This is a genomic window from Kitasatospora sp. NPDC004723 (assembly GCF_040609255.1).
GTDB lineage: Bacteria > Actinomycetota > Actinomycetes > Streptomycetales > Streptomycetaceae > Kitasatospora.
Map to the genome: position 1 here is coordinate 89,457 of NZ_JBEXJT010000017.1, position 21,592 is coordinate 111,048.

The following is a 21,592-nucleotide window of genomic DNA, read 5'->3' on the forward strand; positions in this document are numbered from 1 at the left end:
GGGTGAGAACGGTGCTGGTGATGGTGACGGCCGCCGTGACGGCGACGGTCGGCTGCGGCGGGCCGAAGCCCAAGCAGGAGCAGCTGATCGGCGTCCGCATGGAGTCCGGCCGGGTGGTCGTCCGCACCGGCCTGTGTCACGACGAGCGCCTGCACGCCGTCCGGGTGAAGGTCTTCCCCGGCACGGACAAGGTGGAGGTCCGCCCGCGCGAGGGCCGTTCCGCCACCGACAAGGTCGACCTCGGCGACCCGCCGCCCGGCTGGACCTCGCACGGCGCGCTGGCCGAGGGCGTCGTCGCCGACAAGCGCTACACCGTGGAGGTCGCCCGCGACCGCACCCTCAGCGTGACCGTCCCCGGCGACGTGCTGCTCGGCCTGCCCGTCGGCACCTGGGCGGCCGGCGGCTGGGACTGGGACTACAAGCTGATGAATACCAAGGAGTTCGAGAAGCGCCGCAAGGCCTCCTGCCCCGACGGCTCCTGACCCGCCCGACCTGGCCCCATCCGGCCCGACCGTCCTGACCTGCGAGGATGAACCCCGGCCCGCCACCGTGGCGGCCCGACGCCGACGCACGAGGGAGCAGTGGGAGTGTCACAGCAGGAACCGGCGAGCGGCAGCGGCGACGGCGGCGGCCCCGTCGAGCGGATGGAACGGCACCAAGTGGCGATCTACCTCGCCGCGATGGCGCTCGGCGGCCTGCTTGGCCGGCTGGCCCCGGGCGCGGCCCCCGGACTGGAGCACGCCATCAACCCCGTGCTCGGCGCCCTGCTGTTCGTCACCTTCCTCCAGGTGCCCGCCGCCGAGCTGCTGCGCTCACTGCGTGACACCCGCTTCCTCGCCGCCGCGCTGACGGTGAACTTCGTCGTCGTCCCGCTGGTGGTGGCCGCGATGTTCACCTTCCTGCCCGACGACCGGGCCGTGCGCATCGGCGCGCTGCTGGTGCTGCTCTGCCCGTGCGTGGACTACGTCATCGTCTTCTCGGGCCTGGCCGGCGGCTCCAGCCGCCGCCTGCTCGCCGCCACCCCGCTGCTGCTGGTGGCGCAGATGCTGCTGCTCCCGGTGTTCCTCTACCTGTTCATGGGCTCGGAGCTGGCCGACACCGTCGAGGCCGCCCCGTTCCTGCGGGCCTTCCTCACCCTGATCGTCGTCCCGCTCGCCCTCGCCTGGCTGCTCCAGGCCTGGGCCGCCCGCCGCCCGGCCGGGCAGCGGGTGTCCGCCGCCGCGAGCACCACGATGGTGCCGCTGATGGCCGCGACCCTGCTGACCGTGGTCGCCTCCCAGGTCCCCAGGCTCGGCGACAGCCTGGGCGACGTCGCCGGGATGGTCCCGTTCTACGTGCTGTTCCTGGTGGTGATGGCGTTCGCGGGCAAGGCCGTCGCCCGCCTCTTCGGGCTCGGCACCGGCGCCGCCCGGGCGATCGTCTTCACCGGCGCGACCCGCAACTCCCTGGTCGTCCTCCCGCTCGCCCTCGCCCTGCCGGACACGCTCGCCCTCGCCGCCTCCGTCGTCGTCACGCAGACGCTGGTCGAGGTCCTCGGCATGGTCGCCTACGTCCGTCTCGTGCCCCGTCTCGTCCCCGGCCCGGTCCCGGCGCGCTGAGCGCCGGCTCCCGCCGCGGCCGTCAGGACAGCGGTGTCCCCGTGAGCCCGAAGCGTCGGAGGCCGCGCGGTGCGAACGTCATCGGGCCGGTCCAGCCGTGGTGGACGAGGGCGATCTGCGAGGGCAGCGGCGCCACCGGGTCGAACTCCCGGCCCAGCGACCAGTTCTGGAACAACCCCTCGGTCGTCCCGACCGCCGACACCACCATGGTCACCTGGAGCCCGCCCTCGCCCCAGGTGTGCCAGAGCGCCCAGCCCTCCGGCCGGGGCTCCACACCGAACCGCGCGCACGCCTGCTCGTACTCCTCCTCCGCCCCCGCCGGCATGGCCCCGGGCTTCAGGACCGCGGCGGCGGCCAGCTTGAGGAGGGGGCGGTCCTCCACACAGCCGTCGCCCTCGAAGTGGTACGAGCGCACCGCCCGGGCGAGCGCGTTGACGCTGCGCTGGAACGGCGTCGCGTCCTGCGGATCCTCCGCGTACGAGAGCCGGTCCTCGGCGGACGCCTCGACGGTCACGTCGTGTGCGAGGCGCTCGATCTCCCGGAGGTAGTCCAGCTCGCTGAGTTCGGGTTCGCTCATGGCCCGCAGTCTCGCACCGGCCGTTCCGTGCGGGCACGCGCTTTTCCGCGGGACCGCCCGGCCCGGCGGGCGTCACCAGGCGGGGCGCGGATCCTGGGGCGTGGTGCGGGCCCAGCCGGCGACGGCCGTCGCCGCCGTGTCCGGCCGCCACAGGGAGCCCGGCGAGGGCGGGTCGTCGCCGGTCGGTGCCGGACCGTAGTAGCGCCGGTGACCGGGGACCGGCACCTCGGTCAGGACACCGTCCCGCATCATCCAGAGCCCGTAGCAGTCGTCCTCCTCGTCGTGGATCAGCACCTGGACGCTCTCCGGGTGCGGCCACGCCAGCGACTCCAGCCGCCGCAGCAGCCCGGTCCGCGGGCGCATCCCGTGGAACTCGATCACCCACCCGCCGGCGAACAGGTCGAGCGGCTTGAAGCGCCAGTCCGGCGAGTCCTCCCGCGTCAGCGGCTCCATGGCCTCGTCCGCGTACGTCGCCAGCACGATGACCTGCGCGATTCTGCTCATGCCGCAGTATCAGCACTGCCCGCGTGCCCCCGGCAAGCGGTTTTCCGCGCGAGCGGGCAGTCGTCGGGAGGTCGGCCGGGCACTCCTGCCCGGCCGCTCGGGCCGTCCTCGTCGCTGACCGCCGAACGCGGTGAATCCGCAGCTGAGGATGGGCGGCGAGGGCCTTCGCACCGCCTGCCGGACCGGTGGGCGGGCCGGTCCGTCAACGGGAGGTTCTGGTCATGGGGATGAAGAGGTTCGGGAAGGCCGTCGCGTCGTCGGCCGTGGTCGCCGCCACGCTGGCGGGGACCGTCGCCGGTACGGCGGGCACCGCCCAGGCCGCGCAGGTGGACACCCTGGTGAACTACATGTGCACCAAGCCGGCGACCACGGCCGAGAACTGGATCGGCTGGCCCGGCGCGAAGTTCCTCTGCGGCGGCGGGTACGGCTTCAACATCCCCATGTACTACTTCGACGACGGCACCCGCCAGTCGTTCTTCGTCGGCGCGGACCACGCGATCTGGACCACCTGGATGACCCCGAACAACACCGCGAGCCCCGTGGTCTCGCTGGGCGGCGTGCTCACCTCCGACGCCACCATCAGCGCCCACAGCGGCAACTACCTGCAGCTGAAGGCGCGCGGCACGGACGGCAACAGCTGGTACAAGGAGCGCGACACGGGCGGCAACTGGAGCAACTGGCACCGTTAGCCGTCGCGCTCGCCGAGGGCCGCGAGCAGGTTGGCCACCAGGGGGCTCCGGTCCTCCCGCCGCCAGGCGGCGGCGACCAGGGTGCGGGCGGTGCGTGGTTCGACCGGGCGGAAGGCGACCTCCCGCAGCCGCAGGCGCCGGATGCTCGCCGGGGCGAGCGACACCCCGAGCCCCGCGCCGACGAGCGCGCACACCGTCTGCCACTCCACGGCGTGCTGCACGATCCGTGGCGCGAACCCCGCCGCTTCGCACAGCCCCGTGATCCGGTCGTAGAGCCGCGGCCCGACGGGGCGGGGGAGGAGGACGAACGGCTCGTCCGCCAGCCGGGAGACGTCTATGGCGCGTTGGGCGGCCAGCGGGTGGTCCGCGGGGAGCACGGCGACGAACGGCTCGGTGAGCACGGTCCGGAAGGCGAGCGGCCCCGCCTCGGCGTCGTCCGGGGGCTCGCGCAGCAGCCCGACGTCCATCGTCCGCTCCTGGAGGGCGGCGAGCTGCGGGGCGGTGGTCATCTCGCGCAGGTCGAGATCCACGTCCGGGTAGCGCGTGCGGAAGGTGGCGAGCAGTCCCGGCAGGACGGTCAGCGCGAGGGAGGCCGAGAATCCGATCCGCAGCCGCCCGGCCCGCCCGCTGCCCACCGCCCGGGCGGCGGCCAGCCCGTCGGAGAGGTCGGCGAGCGCCCGCCGCGCCGCCGGCAGCAGCTCCCGCCCGGCCGGGGTGAGCGCGACCCGCCCCGACGCGCGGACGAACAGCGGGTGCCCGACCTTCGTCTCCAGCCGGGCTATCTGCTGGCTGAGCGGCGGTTGCGCGATACCGAGGCGGGCGGCGGCGTGGCCGAAGTGCAGTTCTTCGGCGAGCACGGTGAAAGCGTGCAACTGGGGGAGCGGGAGTTCGGGGCGGTCCATATTCCTAGGGATATCAGGCGATGGTTATTCGGGTATTGGACGTATCGCCGCAGCGTGCTTAGCGTTCGCCGCATGACAGAGCGACGCGCCATTCTCAGCGGTTCGACCTTCGAGGAGCAGATCGGCTATGCGAGGGCGGTGGTCGTCGGGGATGCGGTGCACGTCTCCGGGACCACCGGATTCGACTACCGGACGATGACGATCGCCGACGGCGTCGTCGAGCAGGCCGAGCAGTGCCTGCGCAACATCGGCGAGGCCCTGGCCGAGGCCGGCTGCACCTTCGCCGACGTGGTGCGGGTGCGGTATCTGCTGCCGGAGCGTGCGGACTTCGAGCCCTGCTGGCCCGTGCTGCGGCGGTACTTCGGGGAGGTGCGGCCCGCGGCCACGATGATGGTCTGCGGACTCGCCGACCCCCGGATGCGCATCGAGATCGAGGTCGACGCCCGGCGGCCGGCGGCGGAGGGGGAGTAGGAAGTCGGCGGGGCCGACTTCCTGTGCGGCGGTCAGGGGTTGGGGGTCGGGGTCGGGGTCGCGGTCGCAGGCGCGGTTGCTGTGGCGGCCGGGGTGGTGGGGCGCAGGTCGTGGTGGTACTTCAGGACCGGGTAGATCCAGGCGATCAGCGCGAGGAGGAGGGCGAAGGGGAGGACGGTGTAGGCTGCGGCGGCGGCCGGGCTGTGCTGGGGGTGCGGGGTCTGGTCAGGCAGCGACATCGTCGGTGGGGGAGGGGTCGGGGGCGGTCTTGAACTCGGCGACGGGCAGATCGAGTTCGGCCCAGACCGTCTTGGCGTTGGGCTCCCGGGGCAGGGTGCCCCAACGGTCGGCGAGCGCGTCGACGAGGGTGAGCCCGCGCCCCGACTGGGAGTCCGGCGGGCAGGCCGCCGACGGGAGGACGGGTCGGCGGTCGCCTCGGCAGTCCGAGACTTCGATCCGGAGCACGGTGGTGCACGCCCGGCGCGCGGTGGTGAGCGAGAGGTGCAGCTCGAACCCGCGCCCCGGAGTGCGCCCGTGGGTGGAGGCGTTGGCGGCCAGCTCGGCGACGATGATCAACGCGTGGTGAAACGCCTCCGGCCAAAGGGAGTTGAGGTCCCAGGCGGTCAGCTGCTGCCGGGCGATCCGGCGGCCGATGGCGGCTCCCTTGGGGGTGGAAGTGAGGAGCGCGGTGTGGGCGCGCGGCTCGGGGTCGTCGAGGGGAATTTCGGACTTCATGGGGAAAAGCCTGCCCCCCCAGGCTTAGGCTGACGACGCATCTGGTGGGCACGGTGAGTGCCTGTGTGTGTGCGGAAAGTGTCGCGTGACGGCGGTCGGCCGTGACCGGAAAATGGGGAGGTCGTAATGACCGAAGTTAAGGGAACCGGCGGAGACAGCGGCGACGTGGTGGCGCGTCCGGAGCTGGACGAGGACCTGTCGGAGGTGTCGGACTTCCTCCGGGCCGTCGGCAAGCAGATCAAGCTGCTGCGTGAGCGGGCGGGTCTGACGCAGAAGGAGTTCGCCAAGGCGGTCGGCTACACCGAGAGTCTGATCGGCGCGGTTGAACAGGGCAAGCGGACGCCGCAGAGGGAGCTGCTGGTGGCGGCCGAGAAGGTGCTGGACGCCGGCGGGCTGCTGCTCGTCATCGCGGACGACATCGAACGGGCGAAAGCCAAGGCGCGAGTGCGGCACCCTGAGTGGTTCCGGGGCTACGCGGGGCTCGAAGCCATCGCCGAGGAGCTTCACTGCGTCAGCCTCTACAGCGTTCCGGGGCTGCTTCAGACCGAGGCTCATGCGCGCGCCGTCTTCTCGATGAGCCAGCCGCTCCTGTCCGAGGAGGTCATTGAGACGCGTGTTGCGGCTCGCATGGCGCGGCAGGAGATCCTGACGAAGTGGCCCCGTGCGGTGTTTGGTTGGGTGATCGACGAGAGTGTCCTCCGACGGCCCCTCGGTGGATGGGAGATCCACGAGGAGCAGCTGCGTCACCTGCTGAAGGTGGGAAGCATGCGGGGGATGGTGATTCAGGTCATGCCGTTGGACCGTACGGAGAGCGCGGGGACGGGTGGGCCGTTCATCCTGATCACCCCCAAAGGACGTCCGCAGATGGCCTACATCGAGGTGCAGACGAGCAGTAGGCTGATCACGGCCCAGGAGGAGGTCCGTGTCATGAATGCTCGATATGGCACTCTCAGGGCGCAAGCGCATACTCCGCAGGAGTCCCTGTCGTTGATCGAGAAGATTCTGGGAGAGCGATGAGCAGCGATCTGGTGTGGTTCAAGAGCAGCTACAGCGGGCCGGATGGTGGCGAGTGCGTCGAGGTCGCGGACGCGACGTCGACCGTGCTGGTGCGTGACTCCAAGGACAAGTCCGGTCCCCACCTCACCTTCTCGCCGGAGGCCTGGCAGTCCTTCGTCGAGTTCGCGCAGTCGGTCTGACGAGCAGTCTTCCCGCTCGGCGCCCAGCGGCCGTCCACCCATCGGTGGACGGCCGCTGTTTGTGTGGGTGCCGTCCCCGCCGTGTGTGGGTTGTGCCATGGCCTTCGGGACGGGCGCTCCGTATCCTGAACGCGCGCTACAGCACCCGCACTTCAGGGAGAGCCATGAGCAGCGATCTGGTGTGGTTCAAGAGCAGCTACAGCAGCAACGAGGGCGGCGAGTGCGTCGAGATCGCCTGGCGCAAGAGCAGCCACAGCCTCAACGACAATGCCTGCTGCGTCGAGGTCGGCTGGCGCAAGAGCAGCCACAGCAGTGGCGAAGGCGGCGAGTGCGTCGAAGTCGCCGAGACGACGTCCGCCGTCCTCGTCCGCGACTCCAAGGACAAGTCCGGTCCCCACCTCACCTTCACCCCGGCCGCCTGGCAGTCCTTCCTCGCCTTCGCCCAGTCGGTCTGACGGCCGGCCTCCCCGCTCGGCGCCCAGCGGCCGTCCACCCACCGGCGGACGGCCGCCTGTGCTGAGCGAGCCCGGGATCAGGGGTGGACGAGCTTGAACCTGACGAACTCCTCGTTGACGATGAAGATCTCCTCCTCGGCGGCCAGCCAACGCTTCCGGTCCTGCAGCTTGCTGGTCTTGATCCTCTTCTTCGACTCCGCCACTTTGAGGTAGAACTCGTCGCCGCCCAGGTCCTCGATCTGCCAGCGGGTCCGGCAGCTGCTCTTCTCCAGCCTGATGTCGGTTCCGTAGAGGCACCAGGTCCGGTACTCGCCCCAGTTGGCGGAGGTCGACTCGATGCTGTAGGTGAGGTCGTCGGCGTGCAGGGTGAAGACCAGGGCGGTGCCGTTGCCCGGCTGGTTCGTCAGGAGCGCGTAGTCCCAGCCCGCGTAGACCTCGAACGTCGCCCCGCGGCCCGAGTTGGCCTGGACGAGGTAGACGGGGTCGAAGACGGTCTCCCGCTTCGAGGGCGTGGGGTGGGCGAAGTCCGCCAGGAGCCGGTGACCGGTGGCGCGGTTCGCGGTGCCCTGCGCGGTCGACGCCGGGGCGGTACCCGCCAGCAGGGCGAGGCAGCCGGCCGCGGCGACCGCCGTACGGCGCAGCGATCGGTGCAGCAGTAGTGACTTCCACATGGGCGTACCCCTCAGCGTTCGGCGTGGCCGGAGCCCGGTGCGTCGGCCATCCTCACCACCCGGGAACCGGACTGCCGCGAACGGTTCCGGGCTGCCGAGGAATTCACCCGGAAGAGGGGCAACCGGGGCTTCGATCCCCGGAAGCGTGGACGATCGTCGAGCGCACAGCGCACCGCGACTCGTCGGTCCGCGCCACAAGGTTCGACAAGCGCGGCCATGTCTTCCACGGCACCGTCACCGTCGCCTCGATCCGACTCCGACTCCGGCTCCGCCCGTGACCCCGCCGGCGTCAGCTGCCGACCGTGCCGTCGAGCATCTCGCGGAGGATGTCCAGGTGGCCGTTGTGGCGGGCCGTCTCCTCGGTGAGGTGGAGGAGGATCCAGCGCAGGTCGACGTGGAGGCCGTTGCGGACCGTTCGCTTGGCGCGGGTGTCCAGGTCGTTCCCGGCGACCAGTTCGCGGTAGCGGGCGCTCTGTTCGGCGTATTCGTCGAGCAGTTGGGCGAGCGGGAAGTCGACGGCTATACGCATCTCGCGGTCAGGGTCCTCCTCGGTCCAGGGGCCCTGGTCCTCCTCACCGAGGAAGACCACCTGGAACCAGGAGTACTCGACCCAGCGGAGGTGGTTGATCAGCCCGCTCACCGTCATCAGCGGCGAGCCCGGCAGGAGGGCCTTGCGGGCGTCCTCCGCAGAGACGCCGTCGCACTTGGCACGCGCGGTGTCACGGGCGTAGTCGAGGAACGTGGTGAGCTGGGTGCGCTCGTCCCACGCGGGCGGCGTGTCGTCGATTCTCGTCATCGTGCGAAGCGTCCCCGAACACCGGACCCAATGTCGAGGCATTTACCGACCAGGTCGGGTCTCACGAGGCTGACCGACACGGCCGAGTCCCGTCTGACGGCCAGCCTCTCCGCTGGGCCCAACGGCCGTCCACCCACCTGTGGACGGCAGTGGTGCCGCCCCCGGTTGTGGGTTGTGCCATGGCCACGCGGGGCGGCGCTTCGCACCCTGAACGCGCGCGACGGTAACCTCACCTTGTTCGCCGGCTTCCTCAGCCAGGACCTCGATGCCGTCAGACCGATGCCGACCCCCGCCGTCCGGATGGCAGGGGTCGACACTCAACTCATCTTGGCGCCGAAGCGCTGCCCGGGGGGACCATCGTGGCGGTACGGTCGAGGTTTTCGAACGACCCTCCCTCCTCGTACGAGACGTAGATGTCGCCGGCGAGCTTGGCGACGGCGTCTTTGAGCTCCCTGGATGTCGTACCCACCTTGGTGGTGGTGACCTTGATGCCGGAACCGTCAGGGAGCATGGCGGCGGAGTAGACGGGGGCTGGGAGCTTGTTCGACCCTGCTGCTTCCCCGATCAGTTTGATCGCCGGGTCGACCCTGCCGCGTGAGTACCGGCACTTCTGGATCGCGGTATAGGACGTCTGGATGCCCGGGTGCGCCGCCGACGCGGCTTCGACGAGGCCCCGCGCCCGCTCCTCGTCGGTCACGAACAGCACAACCCGCCGCCCGGCCGGGTCGAGCTGAAGCGTGCCGAAGGTGTCCTGGAAGTTCGTGCGCCCCTGTTCCCCGAGCGCCGACTCCAGGTTTTGCAGGGCGGCGTAGGTGACGGCGTCGATCGGCGAAGGTGGTGACTTGGGGCCCCCGTCTCCGCCGGCCGACAGTGAACCGCTGCCACATGCGGTGAGCAGCAGGCTCGTGAGAAACCCTGCCGACCATACGGTCGCTCGGCGGTGCCCTTTCATGTCAACTGATCCCGTTCTGCTCGCTGATCCGGTTCGTTCAAGCGTGGTAAGGGGAGAGGCTCAGTCCGACTGCCTTGAAGTAGTCCTTGATTTCGGTCCAGCAGACAGTGTTGTTGTCGGAAGCTGAAAGACTTCCCCGGGCCTGGCGAGTTCCACCGCTGAAGGCGAAGACCAGAGCGCCGCTGTCACCGTGATCAGCCCCCCAGCCGTCGGAGTGCCCGCAGACGCCACGGGAGGTGTGACGAACTCCGTCCCACCAGTAGGGCTCCCGGGAGGTCCACGAGATATCGCTGTCTGTGACCTTGATGCCGCAGGGCACTCCGTGCCCTGAGTAGTAGGACGTGATGCCGTCATGGCACACCCAGTCGCCGTTGTAGCTGTAGGCGACGCCCTCCACCCGGTACCACTGATTCTGGACGTTGTCGGCTTCGTCGGATGTCGCCCCGACTCCTCCACTAGCCCCTGTGTAGATTGCCTCCATGTCCCACTGCGGGGACACATTGGTGACAACTCCGATACGGTTTCCCGTCCATTGATGGTTCAGGTCGTGAGACGGATAGGCGTTGCCATAGACCTCCCAGTTCTCGGGGAAGCAGTGAGCGGCCGTCAGGATGAAGTCTCCGGTTCCAATGCCTGCGACGGCACCCGTCGTGCACGCGTGCCCATTGACTTCTACGTAGTCCCCGGCGATGAATGGCCGGACATCGTTCCAGCGCCATTCAAGACTTTCCGGTGCTTCGCCCGCCTCCAGCGTGACGGGGATCTCCGCCCCCATGGAGGTCCTGTATGGTGCGACCTCGGACTTCGCGGCAGGGGCAGCAGCATTGGCCTTGTCCGTAACGATCCTGAGGCCGCTGGCATCCGGATTCAATGCGACGGCGTGGACCGGATACGGCAGTTTCTTCGACTCGGCCTCGGCCACGACCTGATCCCGAGCTGCGGCCAGGTCCTTGCGGGAGTGGCTCGACTTCGCGACCTTGATCAGCGCGATGTTGATGGCGGGTGACGACTTCTTGGCATCTGCGACCAGGCGGTCTGCCTTGGTAGTGTCTGTCACGTACAGCACGACGCGCCCTTTGGGGGCGTCGATCGCGAGCGACCCGTAGATGTCGGAGTGGGTTGATCGCCCTTGCTCCCCCAGGGCATCTCCACAGCCCGAAGCGGGTCGAGGATCTTCATCTGTCGGGCGACATCCAGATTTGCGAACTGCTGGTCGGTCAGATCAGGACCGGCCGACGATATTCCGGTCGTGACTGCAGCCGTCAGAGCGGTGGCCGCAAGAGCTATTGTGACACGTTGAATCATCAAGCCCCCCTTGGCTAGACCTTCAGCGCGCGCACTCTACGGCGAGTAGGTGTCCCTCGCGCGCAACCGGCGATGAGTCGATTCTGGCAGGCCGCTGACTGCGCGGCCATTCCTGGTTTGACATGTGACGCTGCTCTCAACCGCTCGTGATGGTCCGCCGGTTGATCCGGGGTCCAGTCCATTTCGATGCCTGTGGGCTACTTTGGGAGCGTAAGCGGATCGTCCGGTGCACCAGGCGGGCATTGGGTTCCCGCTGTGCTAATACACAGGCTGATCGGCTTCAATGAGTTGGACGGCATGTTCGAGAGCTTCGAGCACACGGCCTTCCGGCGGGAGACCCGTCGCCGGTGCCGGTCCGACGAACTCACCGAGACCTACCGCCGGTTCGCCGCGGGGCAGGCGGCCGGTTGGGACCTGGAGGACCCGTGGTGCCGGTCGCGCCGGGAGCAGGTGGGCCTCGGCAAGCGGTTCGAGCGGGTGCGGAGCCTGGACAGCCGGCCTACCCCGGGACAGCGGTACCTGCTCGACAACGTCGTCGCTCGAAGGGTGTTACTCCGGGCCGTTGGCGATCCAGTCGGCGACGGCCGAAGCCACCTCGGCAGGGCTCCGGCCGGTGGTGGTGAACTGCCGGTCCACCAAGCGCCGGAGTTCTTCGGCGTCCTCGATCGCGTCCTCGATCCGATCCGGGCCCCACCCGCGCGCGGCAAGCCGTACGCGCCTGTCGGCATCGGCGCAGTCGAGGTGTGCCCAGGAGGTGCGCGGCGGGTCCACGACGTCTGCGGCCGCGCTTGCCCATTCGCCCGGCGTCAAGGGGCAGAGGATCAGCACGGGCCCGCCGGCCCGGAGCATCATGCTCGCGATCTTCACCCAGAGCCTGTTGTAGGCGGGCCACACGGGACTCGCCGAGGGCGAGGTGATGCCGATGCCCAGCAGCCTGCCATCCGGCTCCGGCAATTCATCGAAGTCGACACTCCCGAACGGGTACGCCCCCAAGTGCCCCAGCAGCGTCGACTTCCCGGCCCCCGGTGCACCCGTGATGACATGAAGAACCGACAACTTGCTTTCCCCTCCCCGAACGAACAGCTACCGGTCCTGCCGGCCGACTGCACAGGAAGTCGGCCCGCCCGACTTCCTGTGCAGCCAACCGAGCGAACTCCCCTCGGCCGACAGCCCCCTGCACCCTTTGACCGTGATCTGTAGTTCAACACGGGAAGTGGAGTAGCGCTGGCCGAGGCTGCCGGCCGTGCTGCCCGCAGACCTGGTCATGGCAACCGGCCCCGGGCCGTGCCCCGGGGCCGGACAGGTGCTAGCCGATTCGTGTGAGCGTGTATCGGTAGGTGATCTTGCCGTCGGCTGAGGCGATCTTCTCCGTGGTCACGCTCGCCTTGCCGTTGAAGTCGCTCGGGTCGGGACGGATCTCCGCATCGACCTTGGCGATCTTGTCGTCCGCGTTCCAGTCGTCCTTCTCCATCAGCTGGATCTTCAGGTGGAAGGGGGCGGACTGCTGCGGAGCGTCGTCATCGAAGTGCCGTCGCGAGGACCGGTCCTTGGGGAACTTGAAGAACTCGCCGGCCCGCATGCCCATATGGGTCGCGATCTTTCCGCCGAGGATGCCGTCGACGGTGGGTTGCCACAAGGTCACCTCGTCCAGCTCGATCCTGCCGTAGATCTCGCCGACGGGGTCGTCGGAGTCCTCGCTGATGTCGTCGATCCGAACCCAGTCGAGCTTCAGCTCGTATTCCGATACGTCACTCATGCTTCCTCCGGGAGGCTGGTTGTCCAGGCATGGTGTGGTCCGCGCGCCGACTGCGCGAAGTCGGACCGGACCCCTCGGCCGACCCTGGCCCGAGGCGTCCGTGATCAAGCTAGGCCCGGCTTCCCGCGCCCACCGTGCTCCTCCTCGCTCTGCCCTGCTGCGATCGCCCGATCGGCGCAACAGGACGAGGATGGTGAGATCATTCGCGACGTGGCCGCAGCCGGCGGTGGGCCCTGGCAGGGTGGGAGCTTTTTGACGTCCTGGATGGATGTTCGAGAATCAGCCATCCGCCCGGGCCGGTCCCACGGCATTCTTAACCGGCCTGACCGACAGCGAGGGGGCGGCTGTGAGCCGACGACTGCGGTACATCGGAAGCAACTCGGGGAAAGACGGCTACCCGACGCTCTACGGGGACGTCGAGACCGGAGAGGTGCTGGTGCAGGGTGAAGCCGTCACCGACCCCGACGAGGTGGCGCAGCTCCCTACCGTCGGCCGGGAGCCCGTGCTGATCGGCTTCGACGAGTTCGACGGCATGTTCGAGAACTTCGAGCACACGGCCTTCCGGCCGAGGACACCTGGCTGTTCGACTCGCGCGTCATCGCCCTGCTGCACTTCGACCCCGACGACGACCTGACCGGCGTGGAGCTGATCACCGACCCGGTCCAGGTGGCCCGCGCCTGCCAGGTCCGCGATGCCGCCTGGCACTTCGCCACGCCGCACCGACCTTTCGCCGCTGAGGTACCGTCCGGCATGTGAGCACCGACTTCCAACAGGCACGAACCGCCCTCGGTCTGCGGCTCCGCGTAGGAAGTCGGCCGGGCTGACGTCCCGCTCCGGTGTTCGAGCTCCGCTCTTTCCTGTACTGGAAAGCCGATGGCCTTGCCTACCGGCGGGGCGAGCCTGAAGTATCGACCTCGACAACGGAACGAGGAGGACCAGCGGCTCTGAGCAAACTGTCCGGTGACTCGAACTGCAAGAGCGGCACCTGCCCGACGCTGTGGGGAACGGAGTACGAGACCGCCTTTCTCGTGCAGGGCTACGTGGTCACCGACCCCGAACAGCTCGCCCAGATCGGCCTGCCCGAAGGTGAGGCCGTCGTCCGTGTGCCTGTGAACATCCTGGAGGACTACTTCCATGATCGACGGAACCGAATTCGGCCGGCTCTTCGAGAACTTCCAGCACACCGCGTTCCGGCTGGAGACGCTGGACCTCTACGACGTCGAGGAGGAGCGGGAGGAGTTCGAGGCCTTCCTCGCCGGCGACCCCATGCCGCCCGAGTGGGCCGACAACCCGTGGGTCCGGTCCATGACGGACCACGGCAAGACGGTGGCCCGTGTCCACGTCCTCACCTCGCCGCTGACCGACTACCTGCGGTACGAACTCGCCGCCTACCCCGGCAACATCACGGCGGGCGAGACCATCGGAATCATCGACCGCGCCGACCAGCAGGTGGCCGGGCTCCCGGACCACGACTTCTGGCTGTTCGACGACACCGACGTCTACCGCATGCACTACACGACGGACGGCAGGTTCATCGGAGCCGAGAAGCTCCCCGCAGAGGCCACCCCCGAGTACCTCCACTATCGGCAGATCGCCGAGTCCCGGGCGGTTCCGTTCGCGGAGTACTGGCAACAGCCGCGGTCCTGAGCCGGCCTCGACCCGATTTCGCGTTGTCGCAACAGCATCCCCTTGCCGCGCCAGGGTCGGGATCGGGAAGATTGACGCCGTCCGCAATCGAGGGAGCATCAGTGAAACTGACACTGCTCGACAGCTCGTGCGACCACGGGCCGTGCCCCACCGTCTATTCCACCGACACCGGCGAGCTCGTGGTGCAGGGGTTCAAAGTGGACGACCCCGAGGCGCTCGCCACCATGAGCCTGCCGGAGACGGAGACGGCCGTGCGCATTCCGATCGATCTGCTGGTGAGGGTTGCCCGTGACCATCTCTCCTGACGCCTTCGGCGCCCTGTTCGACACGTTCCAGCAGGAGGCCTTCCGCCTCGAAACGCTGGACGACTACAGCGGCTCCGGTAACTTCGACGCCTATCAGGCATTCCTCGCGGGTGAACCTCAGCCGCAGGACTACAACGCCCCATGGCTGACGCAGGTCCGGCGGAACACGTCCGTCGGACGGCGCATGTACCGCGTACACGTCCTGTCGCGGCCGCTCACCCCGTACCTGCGGTTCGAACTCGGTTGGGGCTACCGGAAGAACGCCACCGCGGGCGAGGAGTTCTACATCCTGGATGTCACCGACAAGCCGAACCCGCTGGCCGGTGCACCGGACTTCTGGATGTTCGACGAATCGACCGTCGTCTCGATGGCGTACGCCGACGGCGGGGTGTTCACCGGGGCCGAGGAGGAATCCGGCCCCGAGAAGTGGATCGCCCTCAGGGACACCGCGCTGAGCCGTGCCGAGCCGTTCGAGTCCTGGTGGGAGCGGCACGGCACCGCGTGAGAAACGACATCGGCAGCACGCTGCGGGACCTGCGACAGGCCGCCGGGAAGGAGGCCAAGGCAGTCGCCCGCAGCGCAGCCATGTCTCCTTCCAAACTGAGCAGGATCGAGACGGGCAAGGCCAAGCCGACCACCATCGACGTCGACCGGATCCTCACCGCCATCGGCGTTCCCGACGCCGTGCGGTCCGACCTGGTCGAGATAGCCCGCCGGGAGGCGACCGAGGTCGTGGCCTGGCGCTTCCTCCGGCGAACGGGACTTCACCACCACCAGGACAGCATCCGGGCCGTCGAGGCGGAGACGGCGATCCAGCGGGTCTTTCAGCCGTCCTGTGTCCCCGGGCTCTGCCAGACTCCGGAATATGTGCGGGCCGTCCTGAGCCCCAAGGGGCTCACCCCCGATGTCCTGTCGCGCACGATAGCCGCGCGGCTCGAACGGCAGGCGGTGCTGTTTGAACCCGAGAAGCGCTTTCACTACCTGATCACGGAGTCGGTCCTTCGTTGGCTGATCGTCTCGCCCGTGGAAATGGCACTCCAGATCGACAGGATCGTGACGCTGTCCCGGTTTCCGAACGTGCGCATCGGAATCGTCCCGCTATCGGCGCGGATGACCGAGGTCAGCTCGTCCTCCTTCATCGTCTATGACAGCCGGCTGGTCATCGTGGAGATCCCACACGCTGAGGTCTCCACCACGGACCCCAAGGACCTGGACCTCTACCTGGCGCGGTTCAGGAAATTCGAGCAGCTCTCCCTCGAAGGTGAGCCCATGCGGGAGATGCTCGCCGCCATCAGGGACGAGTTCTTGCGGCAACGTGAAACCTCCTGACTGTCCATCGGATTCGGCTCTACCTTGAATCCTGCTCACCGCGTGAGGTGAGCAGAAGGAGAGGGAGATCCATGTCCACTGCGACGTTGCCGGTGTTGGACGAACTGGGCGGGGCGGCGCGGCCGTTCGCGTTCCGGTTCCTGAGCCCGGTCACGGGGAGCGGGGGCGCCCTGGCCTCCGAGGTCGTGTACGACGAGGAGACGCAGACCTGCAGCTACGCAGGTTTGCCGCCCGGCGTCTACATGACCAGCAACCCGCCCAAGACGTACGGGCCGACGCAGCCGTCCGGGCAGCTGGACGCGCCGGACGACCCCGGAAGCAGCAACGACTGAGATGTCCGGTTCCGGCACTGTTCTCGTTGTCACGGGGGCGTTCGATCCGACCGCCGATCTGGTGATCGAGGAGCTCAACCGGCGTGCGGTGCCGGTCTTCCGGGCGGACACGGCGTGGTTCCCGTCGAGGCTCGCCGTGGCGGCGGGCCTCGACGGGTCGCCCTCCGGGTGGGGTGGGGTGCTCGCCACCGGCCGTCGCTCCCTCGACCTGGCCGCCGTCCGCTCGGTCTACTACCGCCGCCCCACACCGTGCGAGTTCCCGCCCGGACTTGCCCCGGAGGCCCGGGCGGTGGTGGCCGCCGAAGCCCGGCGGGGCTTCGGCGGCCTGCTGTCCGCTCTCCCGGCCCGGTGGCTGCCGCCGCCGGGCCGGGCCGAGGAAGCCGAGTCCAAGCCGCTCCAGCTCCGGGTGGCGGCGGAGTGCGGACTGGCGGTGCCGCGGACGCTGATCACCAACCGGGCCGAGGCCGCGCGGGAGTTCGCGGTGCGGATCGGCGGGCCCGTCGTCTACAAGCCGTTCACGCCGATCCGGGGAACCGCCGGCGGTGAGTCGCTGGCGGTGTATGCGAGCGTGCTCCGGCCGGAGGACGTCGGGCACCCGGCCATCGCCGCCACGGCGCACCTGTTCCAGGAGTGGGTGCCGAAGGCGTACGAGGTCCGGCTCACGGCGGTGGGCGGGCGGCTGTTCGCGGCCGAGATCCACGCGGAGTCGGACGCCGCCCGGGTCGACTGGCGCAGCGACTACGACAGCCTCCGCTACCGCGTGTGCGAGCCCCCGGCCGAGGTGGCTGCCGGCGTGCACCGCATGCTCGCGCGACTCGGCCTGCCCTACGGGGCGTTCGACTTCGTCGTGACGCCGTCCGGGGAGTGGGTGTTCCTGGAGTTTACCGACCTCCTTTCTGACTGTTCGTGATGTTCGTGGTGCCCGTGTCCTGAATCGTGGCGTACTCGTTGACCGGCCATGTACGTGATGTTCGGTATGTGGTCCAGGGGCCGGGTATGAGCCGGCAGCTGGTGATCGGGGACCTGCGGGTGCAGGTTCTGGAGCGGCGGGACGGTACGCGGGCCTACACGATCGTCTGGCCCGAGGGTGCGGTCCATGCAGAGGCGGATCGGTTCTTGCGGACGCGGGAGCCGGGGACCGATCGCACGTACGCCTACCTGCTGGTGGACCATCTGCGCTGGTTGGAGCGCGAGTGCCTGCCGCTGGCGGCGGTGGCGTTGTCGGATCTTCAGCGGTACATGGGGGCGGTCGGGGCGAAGACGTCCGGGCCGTTCGGACAGCCGTGGCGGGAGGGGAAGCGGCCGTACAGGCAGGCGACGCTGTCGCTGGCGGCGGCCTGTCTGAAGGGCTTCTACCTTCACCAGGCCGCGCTCGGCGTCAACGAAGACCTCGGCAAGCAACTGGACCGGACCCGGCTGCCGAGCCGCGCGGACCGCAACCGCGCTCTGCTCGGGCACGTGAAGACGGCGATGCCGAGCAATCCGCTGGCCCCGCGGCGGGTGCGGCGGCGGCATCCGAAGATGGCCCCGGAGGGGGCAAAGGAGACGCTTCTGGCGGTGGTCAACTCGGCCCGGGACCGGATGGTGGTGACCTGGCTGGCCGACGGCGGTTTCCGGATCGGGGAGCTGTGCGGCCTGCACCTGGAGGACCTGCACCTGCGGGAGGGTGCCGGGTGCGGGCAGTGCCGCTCGCCGCACGTGCATGTCTGCCACCGGCCGGCGAACCCGAATCGGGCGGCAGCAAAGACCAAGCCCGAGTGGGCAATTGAAGACGGCGCCGTGACGGGCGGGCTGATCCGGCGGGTCAGCCCGGCAATGATCCACACCTACTTCGAGTACATGACCACCGAGTACCCCCGGCAGGCCGGGCATGGCATGCTCCTCGTCCAACTGCACGGCGGTCAGAGTGGGCAGCCGTGGACCACGGATGCCGCCCGGCGCATGCTGCGGCGGGCGGGGGAACGCGCGGAGCTGGGCCGGGTCAAACCCCACGGATTCCGGCACTCCTTCGCCACCGCCGTCCTTGATGCCTCCGGCGGCAACCTGATCATCACCCGGGAAGCGGGTGGCTGGGCCTCGGCGACCACGGTCGACGAGATCTACGCGCATGCCGACGTCCACGACCCGGACTTCGCGCGGGCCCTGAACAAGGCGTGGGGTGAGGGCGAATGAGCGTGTTGTCCTTGACCGCCAGCATGCCCGACCCGCACCGGCGCGAGGCCCGGGACCGGCTGGAGGTGCTGACTGCGCTGATCGAGGGGCCGGGCTTCGAGCCGGTCTTTCGGGAGGAGGTGATCCGCGTCCCGAACCGGCACCCTGTCTACCCCTGGCACTGCTCGGTCGTGGACTGCGAGCGTCCGCGCTGGGCGAAGAACGATCTGTGCGCCATCCACGCCGAGCAGTGGAAGCGGGCGAAGAACGATGGCGGGCGCAAGAGCGACTTCGTGCACACTGCGGAGCCCTTGAAGGCCAGCCGGATGGTGGAGGCGGTCCGGTGCCGCATCTGTCCTGGGCGGCCTGCGTTCAACCGGGAGCTGGCCTTGTGTCGCCGGCATCGCAACCGCTGGAGCAACCACCAGCGCACGAGAGGCGATGACGCCGACTTCGAGGTGTGGGTCAGTGGGCAGATGCCGTGCGACAGCTACGGAGAGTGCCGGACTCGGGCCTGCGACGAGTTGGCCGAGTCCCCGCTGGGGTTGTGCACGCTGCACCTGGACCGCTACCGCGCTGCGGACAGGCCGGGCGGAGCGTCGCTGCCAGCGAAATGGTCAAACAGTCACGAGAAGCGCGGCCTGTCCATACCCATCAACTTCCAGGACGAGGCTGTCTTCCGTCGTTGGTGCGCGACCCAGCCACCGGTGATGCGGGTCGGCGAGATCAACCTGCGCGGGCTTCGACCACTGTTGAGGGCCGAGATCCAGTGGGGCCTGCACGCCCACGGCCGCGGAGACCAGCGGCGGGCCTGGGAACTGCCGTGGATCCAGGGGTTGGTGGACCTCTGCCACCGGCAGGAGCTGAACTGTCTGACCGATCTGGACCTCTCCGCGGTCAAGAACTGCTACCAACGCATGATCGCGAGTGAGGTCCTCGCCGAGCTCCAGCTGCTCTACCTCACCCCGCAGGACGCCCGGGAGGCCGGATTTCTCCAGACCCAGCTGTTCGGAGTCCTGCTCAAGGGCCGTTCCGGTTTCTACCCGCTGACTGACGTGCCACAGCGGTGGCTGCGCGACCTGCTCTGGGACCACCTCGCCGCGGTGCTTCGCTCGCCACAGTGCCCCAGAACCGCCGTCTTCATGGACGTCGCCCGCAAGGGATGCCTGGAGCTCGGCGCCTTCCTGCAGGCGCATGCCCCCGACGGAGGCCACGATCCGAGCGAGCTCACCGCCGAACACGCCGAGCGCTACGTCGCCGAGATCCGGCGCAAGGAGCGGATGAAGCTGCCCGCTCGTGTGCTCTCCTCGCGAGACCACACGAGCAAGGTCGTCGTCACGCCAGCCCTGCGGCGGACCTTGTTCAACGGGGCGCGCCAGGTGCTCCGAAGCGCTCTGGAGACCGGCATCTGCGAACAGCTGGGCCTGTCACGGGAGTTCATCGTCGCCATGCCCTCGGGCGGTCGAACCGCGACTCGCCGCCGCAGCCCGTTCCCCGATGAGGTGGCCCGCGCGCTCGCCGACCAGGGCAACCTGGAGCTGCTGGCGACGGCCCATGACCCCGGCGACCAGGGCATGCGGGACATCTGGGAGGCGATCGTCTACACCGGCCGCCGAGCCGGGGAGATCATCAACCTGAAGTTGGAATGCATCGGCCGCTACAACGGCCTGCCCATGCTCTGGCACGACCAGACCAAAGTCGGCAACTACGATCAGGCCATTCGCATCCCCGAACCGCTCTACGACCGGCTCGCCGAGCGGCAACGCAAGACCCTCGCCCGCTTCGCTGACCAGCACGGCGGACGCCAGGCCACACCTCGCCAGCGCACCGCGATGGCCCTGTTCCCGTCCACCCAACGCAGCCGCGACGGCCAGCGGGCGCTGTCCTACAACTGGTTCCAAAGCCACTTCCGGCCCTGGGTCGACGACCTCGACCTCGGCCACGTCGTCCCCCACCAGGCCCGGCACACCCTGGCAACCAAACTCCTGCGGCACGGCGCCTCTCTCTCCCACATCCGCCGCTACCTCGGCCAGGTCTCGGACCGAATGGCCGAGCACTACGCGCAAGTGGCCGTCTCCGAGATCGACGACGTCCTCCAACATGTCTGGGTCGCCGGCCCCGGCGCCGCCCGCCCCGGCGAACTGCTCTCCAGCCACCTCGCCCCTCTCAACCGCCGCCAGGCCGAGGCCCTGGCCATCGACCTGGCCCGCCGCAGCACCCCGACCGAAGGCGGGTTCTGCACCTTCCAACCCGTCGTCGACGGCGGCGCCTGCCCCTTCAACCTCGATTGCGAGAACTGCGACAAGTTCGTCATGTCCGGCGCCGACCTGCTCTACTGGCGCCGCAAACGCGAGCAGTGGCACTCCATCGCCGAACGCGCCCCCGACGACGCGACCGCGGACTACCTTTACGAGGTCTTCGCCCCCACCGCCCGCGCCATCGACGGCCTGGAGAAAGCCCTGGCCGGTCTCGGCCTGCTCGATGACGCTCTCGCGCTGGACCTGCGACGCCCCCAGGACTACTTCCAGCGGCTCTGGAGCACTGGCTTCCGGGCCACCGACCTTGCCCTCGCCGCCACGGACAGCGACCCCGCCGACGAGGAGATCCCGGCATGAACGAGCAGGTCCCCCTGCCAAGAACGACCGCAGCTCTCGAAGCCCGCCGCCAGCGCACGGCGGCCAAAGTGAACCAAGTCAGCGCCGCCGTCGCAGCATTGCGACGTGAGAAAGCCCCTGTCACCGCCGCTGCCGTCGCTCGCCGGGCACACGTCTCGCGCACCTTCCTCTACGAAAACTCTGACGCCCGAAAGCTCCTCAGTCAGGCCACCGACCAGGCCGCCACGCATGGGAGCGTCGCAGCAGACGTCACCCGGACTGGGACCGACACGGCCTGGCGAGAACGCGCCCTTAACGCCGAGGACGCCCTCAAAGCCGCGCACGCCGAGGTCCGGACCCAGCGCGGAAGAATTGCTCAACTCATGGGCCATATGCGTGACTTGGAAACCGAACAGACCACAGAGTCCATCGATCGCATCACTGCGGAAAACTCCAATCTCAAGCAACGGCTCCGCGAGTCCGAGCACGCCAAACGCACCCTCGAAGAACGCCTCCAGGCCGCCCGGTCCAACAACCGCTTCCAGGACCGGCGCATTGCCCAGCTCGAAGCCCAACTCCTCGAAACCCGGTCCACCCCGTGAACGCACATGGCGAACATGCACGCCA

General features: G+C 69.0%; 28 protein-coding genes and 3 pseudogenes. 20 read left to right on the top strand and 11 right to left on the bottom strand.

What is annotated here, in order from left to right; translation table 11 throughout:
• Window positions 1-20: 20 nt before the first annotated feature.
• Together ABZW10_RS18745 and ABZW10_RS18750 are read left to right on the top strand one after the other, a co-directional pair.
• Complete coding sequence (locus tag ABZW10_RS18745) at window positions 21-482, top strand: hypothetical protein (RefSeq protein WP_355366574.1); 462 nt, start codon at window positions 21-23, stop codon at window positions 480-482.
• A 162-nt stretch (window positions 483-644) separates the two neighbouring features.
• The gene (locus tag ABZW10_RS18750) at window positions 645-1,598 is read left to right on the top strand and encodes a bile acid:sodium symporter (RefSeq protein ID WP_355366753.1); all 954 of its coding nucleotides are present in this window, start codon (window positions 645-647) and stop codon (window positions 1,596-1,598) included.
• 22 nt (window positions 1,599-1,620) lie between these two features.
• Here the strand turns inward: ABZW10_RS18750 and ABZW10_RS18755 are convergent, their stop codons facing one another.
• Window positions 1,621-2,175, bottom strand: coding sequence for a hypothetical protein (locus tag ABZW10_RS18755; RefSeq protein WP_355366577.1), 555 nt, complete (start codon window positions 2,173-2,175; stop codon window positions 1,621-1,623).
• Window positions 2,176-2,247: 72 nt separating this feature from the next.
• Window positions 2,248-2,679: a hypothetical protein gene (locus tag ABZW10_RS18760; RefSeq protein ID WP_355366580.1), complete on the bottom strand. Its 432-nt coding sequence runs from the start codon at window positions 2,677-2,679 to the stop codon at window positions 2,248-2,250.
• Between the two features lie 221 nt (window positions 2,680-2,900).
• Here ABZW10_RS18760 and ABZW10_RS18765 point away from each other — a divergent pair, with 221 nt between their 5' ends.
• Window positions 2,901-3,368, top strand: a complete 468-nt coding sequence (locus tag ABZW10_RS18765) for a hypothetical protein (protein WP_355366583.1) — start codon at window positions 2,901-2,903, stop codon at window positions 3,366-3,368.
• Here the strand turns inward: ABZW10_RS18765 and ABZW10_RS18770 are convergent.
• The gene (locus tag ABZW10_RS18770) at window positions 3,365-4,270 is read right to left on the bottom strand and encodes a LysR family transcriptional regulator (protein ID WP_355366586.1); all 906 of its coding nucleotides are present in this window, start codon (window positions 4,268-4,270) and stop codon (window positions 3,365-3,367) included. The two genes, ABZW10_RS18765 and ABZW10_RS18770, sit on opposite strands and share 4 nt — an antisense overlap.
• Before the next feature lie 72 nt (window positions 4,271-4,342).
• On the opposite strand from ABZW10_RS18770, the gene ABZW10_RS18775 reads away from it, so the two are divergent.
• Window positions 4,343-4,741, top strand: a complete 399-nt coding sequence (locus ABZW10_RS18775; RefSeq protein WP_355366589.1) for a RidA family protein — start codon at window positions 4,343-4,345, stop codon at window positions 4,739-4,741.
• A 32-nt stretch (window positions 4,742-4,773) separates the two neighbouring features.
• Here ABZW10_RS18775 and ABZW10_RS18780 read toward each other — a convergent pair whose 3' ends face one another.
• Together ABZW10_RS18780 and ABZW10_RS18785 are read right to left on the bottom strand one after the other, a co-directional pair.
• Window positions 4,774-4,980 carry a hypothetical protein gene (locus tag ABZW10_RS18780; protein WP_355366592.1) on the bottom strand — a complete coding sequence of 69 codons (207 nt, stop codon included), beginning with the start codon at window positions 4,978-4,980 and terminating at the stop codon, window positions 4,774-4,776.
• Window positions 4,967-5,476, bottom strand: a complete 510-nt coding sequence (locus tag ABZW10_RS18785; RefSeq protein ID WP_355366595.1) for an ATP-binding protein — start codon at window positions 5,474-5,476, stop codon at window positions 4,967-4,969. Before ABZW10_RS18785 ends, ABZW10_RS18780 begins: the two co-directional genes overlap by 14 nt.
• Window positions 5,477-5,602: 126 nt before the next feature.
• On the opposite strand from ABZW10_RS18785, the gene ABZW10_RS18790 reads away from it, so the two are divergent.
• The 3 genes from ABZW10_RS18790 to ABZW10_RS18800 all read left to right on the top strand — a co-directional run bounded on the left by ABZW10_RS18790 (window position 5,603) and on the right by ABZW10_RS18800 (window position 7,127).
• Window positions 5,603-6,493 carry a helix-turn-helix transcriptional regulator gene (locus ABZW10_RS18790; RefSeq protein WP_355366598.1) on the top strand — a complete coding sequence of 297 codons (891 nt, stop codon included), beginning with the start codon at window positions 5,603-5,605 and terminating at the stop codon, window positions 6,491-6,493.
• A complete protein-coding gene (locus ABZW10_RS18795; RefSeq protein WP_355366601.1) occupies window positions 6,490-6,672 on the top strand; it encodes a DUF397 domain-containing protein in 183 nt (60 codons plus the stop codon). The genes ABZW10_RS18790 and ABZW10_RS18795 overlap by 4 nt, the downstream gene beginning before the upstream one ends.
• 164 nt (window positions 6,673-6,836) lie before the next feature.
• A complete protein-coding gene (locus tag ABZW10_RS18800) occupies window positions 6,837-7,127 on the top strand; it encodes a DUF397 domain-containing protein (protein ID WP_355366604.1) in 291 nt (96 codons plus the stop codon).
• Window positions 7,128-7,204: 77 nt separating this feature from the next.
• Here the strand turns inward: ABZW10_RS18800 and ABZW10_RS18805 are convergent, their stop codons facing one another.
• Complete coding sequence (locus ABZW10_RS18805) at window positions 7,205-7,798, bottom strand: hypothetical protein (protein WP_355366607.1); 594 nt, start codon at window positions 7,796-7,798, stop codon at window positions 7,205-7,207.
• Window positions 7,799-7,953: 155 nt separating this feature from the next.
• On the opposite strand from ABZW10_RS18805, the pseudogene ABZW10_RS18810 reads away from it, so the two are divergent.
• Window positions 7,954-8,076: pseudogene (locus ABZW10_RS18810) on the top strand (IS5/IS1182 family transposase); the annotation flags it as partial.
• An 11-nt stretch (window positions 8,077-8,087) separates the two neighbouring features.
• On the opposite strand, the gene ABZW10_RS18815 reads toward ABZW10_RS18810, so the two are convergent.
• The 3 genes from ABZW10_RS18815 to ABZW10_RS18825 form a co-directional block, all read right to left on the bottom strand.
• Window positions 8,088-8,594, bottom strand: coding sequence for a DinB family protein (locus ABZW10_RS18815; RefSeq protein ID WP_355366610.1), 507 nt, complete (start codon window positions 8,592-8,594; stop codon window positions 8,088-8,090).
• Between the two features lie 322 nt (window positions 8,595-8,916).
• On the bottom strand, window positions 8,917-9,546 hold the full coding sequence (locus ABZW10_RS18820) for a hypothetical protein (protein ID WP_355366613.1): 630 nt from the start codon (window positions 9,544-9,546) through the stop codon (window positions 8,917-8,919).
• Between the two features lie 37 nt (window positions 9,547-9,583).
• On the bottom strand, window positions 9,584-10,612 hold the full coding sequence (locus ABZW10_RS18825) for a hypothetical protein (RefSeq protein WP_355366616.1): 1,029 nt from the start codon (window positions 10,610-10,612) through the stop codon (window positions 9,584-9,586).
• 536 nt (window positions 10,613-11,148) lie between these two features.
• On the opposite strand from ABZW10_RS18825, the pseudogene ABZW10_RS18830 reads away from it, so the two are divergent.
• Window positions 11,149-11,373 (top strand): annotated as a pseudogene (locus ABZW10_RS18830) (DUF6879 family protein); the annotation flags it as partial.
• A 27-nt stretch (window positions 11,374-11,400) separates the two neighbouring features.
• Here the strand turns inward: ABZW10_RS18830 and ABZW10_RS18835 are convergent.
• Window positions 11,401-11,907 carry a hypothetical protein gene (locus ABZW10_RS18835; RefSeq protein ID WP_355366756.1) on the bottom strand — a complete coding sequence of 169 codons (507 nt, stop codon included), beginning with the start codon at window positions 11,905-11,907 and terminating at the stop codon, window positions 11,401-11,403.
• 250 nt (window positions 11,908-12,157) lie between these two features.
• Window positions 12,158-12,607 carry a hypothetical protein gene (locus tag ABZW10_RS18840; protein ID WP_355366619.1) on the bottom strand — a complete coding sequence of 150 codons (450 nt, stop codon included), beginning with the start codon at window positions 12,605-12,607 and terminating at the stop codon, window positions 12,158-12,160.
• A 268-nt stretch (window positions 12,608-12,875) separates the two neighbouring features.
• Between ABZW10_RS18840 and ABZW10_RS18845 the strand changes: the two genes are divergently transcribed.
• The 11 genes and pseudogenes from ABZW10_RS18845 (at window position 12,876) to ABZW10_RS18895 (ending at window position 21,567) form a co-directional block, all read left to right on the top strand.
• On the top strand, window positions 12,876-13,241 hold the full coding sequence (locus tag ABZW10_RS18845) for a hypothetical protein (protein WP_355366622.1): 366 nt from the start codon (window positions 12,876-12,878) through the stop codon (window positions 13,239-13,241).
• A pseudogene (locus ABZW10_RS18850) lies at window positions 13,178-13,363 on the top strand (DUF6879 family protein); the annotation flags it as partial. The gene ABZW10_RS18845 and the pseudogene ABZW10_RS18850, both read left to right, overlap by 64 nt.
• Window positions 13,364-13,741: 378 nt before the next feature.
• Window positions 13,742-14,254 carry a DUF6879 family protein gene (locus tag ABZW10_RS18855; protein WP_355366625.1) on the top strand — a complete coding sequence of 171 codons (513 nt, stop codon included), beginning with the start codon at window positions 13,742-13,744 and terminating at the stop codon, window positions 14,252-14,254.
• Window positions 14,255-14,355: 101 nt separating this feature from the next.
• Window positions 14,356-14,559: a hypothetical protein gene (locus ABZW10_RS18860; protein ID WP_355366628.1), complete on the top strand. Its 204-nt coding sequence runs from the start codon at window positions 14,356-14,358 to the stop codon at window positions 14,557-14,559.
• Complete coding sequence (locus ABZW10_RS18865) at window positions 14,543-15,064, top strand: DUF6879 family protein (RefSeq protein WP_355366631.1); 522 nt, start codon at window positions 14,543-14,545, stop codon at window positions 15,062-15,064. The genes ABZW10_RS18860 and ABZW10_RS18865 overlap by 17 nt, the downstream gene beginning before the upstream one ends.
• Window positions 15,061-15,888 carry a helix-turn-helix transcriptional regulator gene (locus ABZW10_RS18870; protein WP_355366634.1) on the top strand — a complete coding sequence of 276 codons (828 nt, stop codon included), beginning with the start codon at window positions 15,061-15,063 and terminating at the stop codon, window positions 15,886-15,888. Before ABZW10_RS18865 ends, ABZW10_RS18870 begins: the two co-directional genes overlap by 4 nt.
• 71 nt (window positions 15,889-15,959) lie before the next feature.
• Window positions 15,960-16,220 (top strand): hypothetical protein, encoded by a 261-nt coding sequence (locus ABZW10_RS18875; protein WP_355366637.1) that lies wholly within the window; start codon window positions 15,960-15,962, stop codon window positions 16,218-16,220.
• Between the two features lies 1 nt (window position 16,221).
• Entirely contained in the window at window positions 16,222-17,130 is a 909-nt protein-coding gene (locus ABZW10_RS18880; RefSeq protein ID WP_355366640.1) for an MvdC/MvdD family ATP grasp protein, read from the top strand.
• Between the two features lie 86 nt (window positions 17,131-17,216).
• A complete protein-coding gene (locus ABZW10_RS18885) occupies window positions 17,217-18,392 on the top strand; it encodes a tyrosine-type recombinase/integrase (protein ID WP_355366643.1) in 1,176 nt (391 codons plus the stop codon).
• Window positions 18,393-18,403: 11 nt separating this feature from the next.
• The gene (locus ABZW10_RS18890) at window positions 18,404-20,986 is read left to right on the top strand and encodes a site-specific integrase (RefSeq protein WP_355366646.1); all 2,583 of its coding nucleotides are present in this window, start codon (window positions 18,404-18,406) and stop codon (window positions 20,984-20,986) included.
• Window positions 20,983-21,567 carry a DUF6262 family protein gene (locus ABZW10_RS18895; RefSeq protein ID WP_355366649.1) on the top strand — a complete coding sequence of 195 codons (585 nt, stop codon included), beginning with the start codon at window positions 20,983-20,985 and terminating at the stop codon, window positions 21,565-21,567. Before ABZW10_RS18890 ends, ABZW10_RS18895 begins: the two co-directional genes overlap by 4 nt.
• Window positions 21,568-21,592 lie beyond the last annotated feature (25 nt).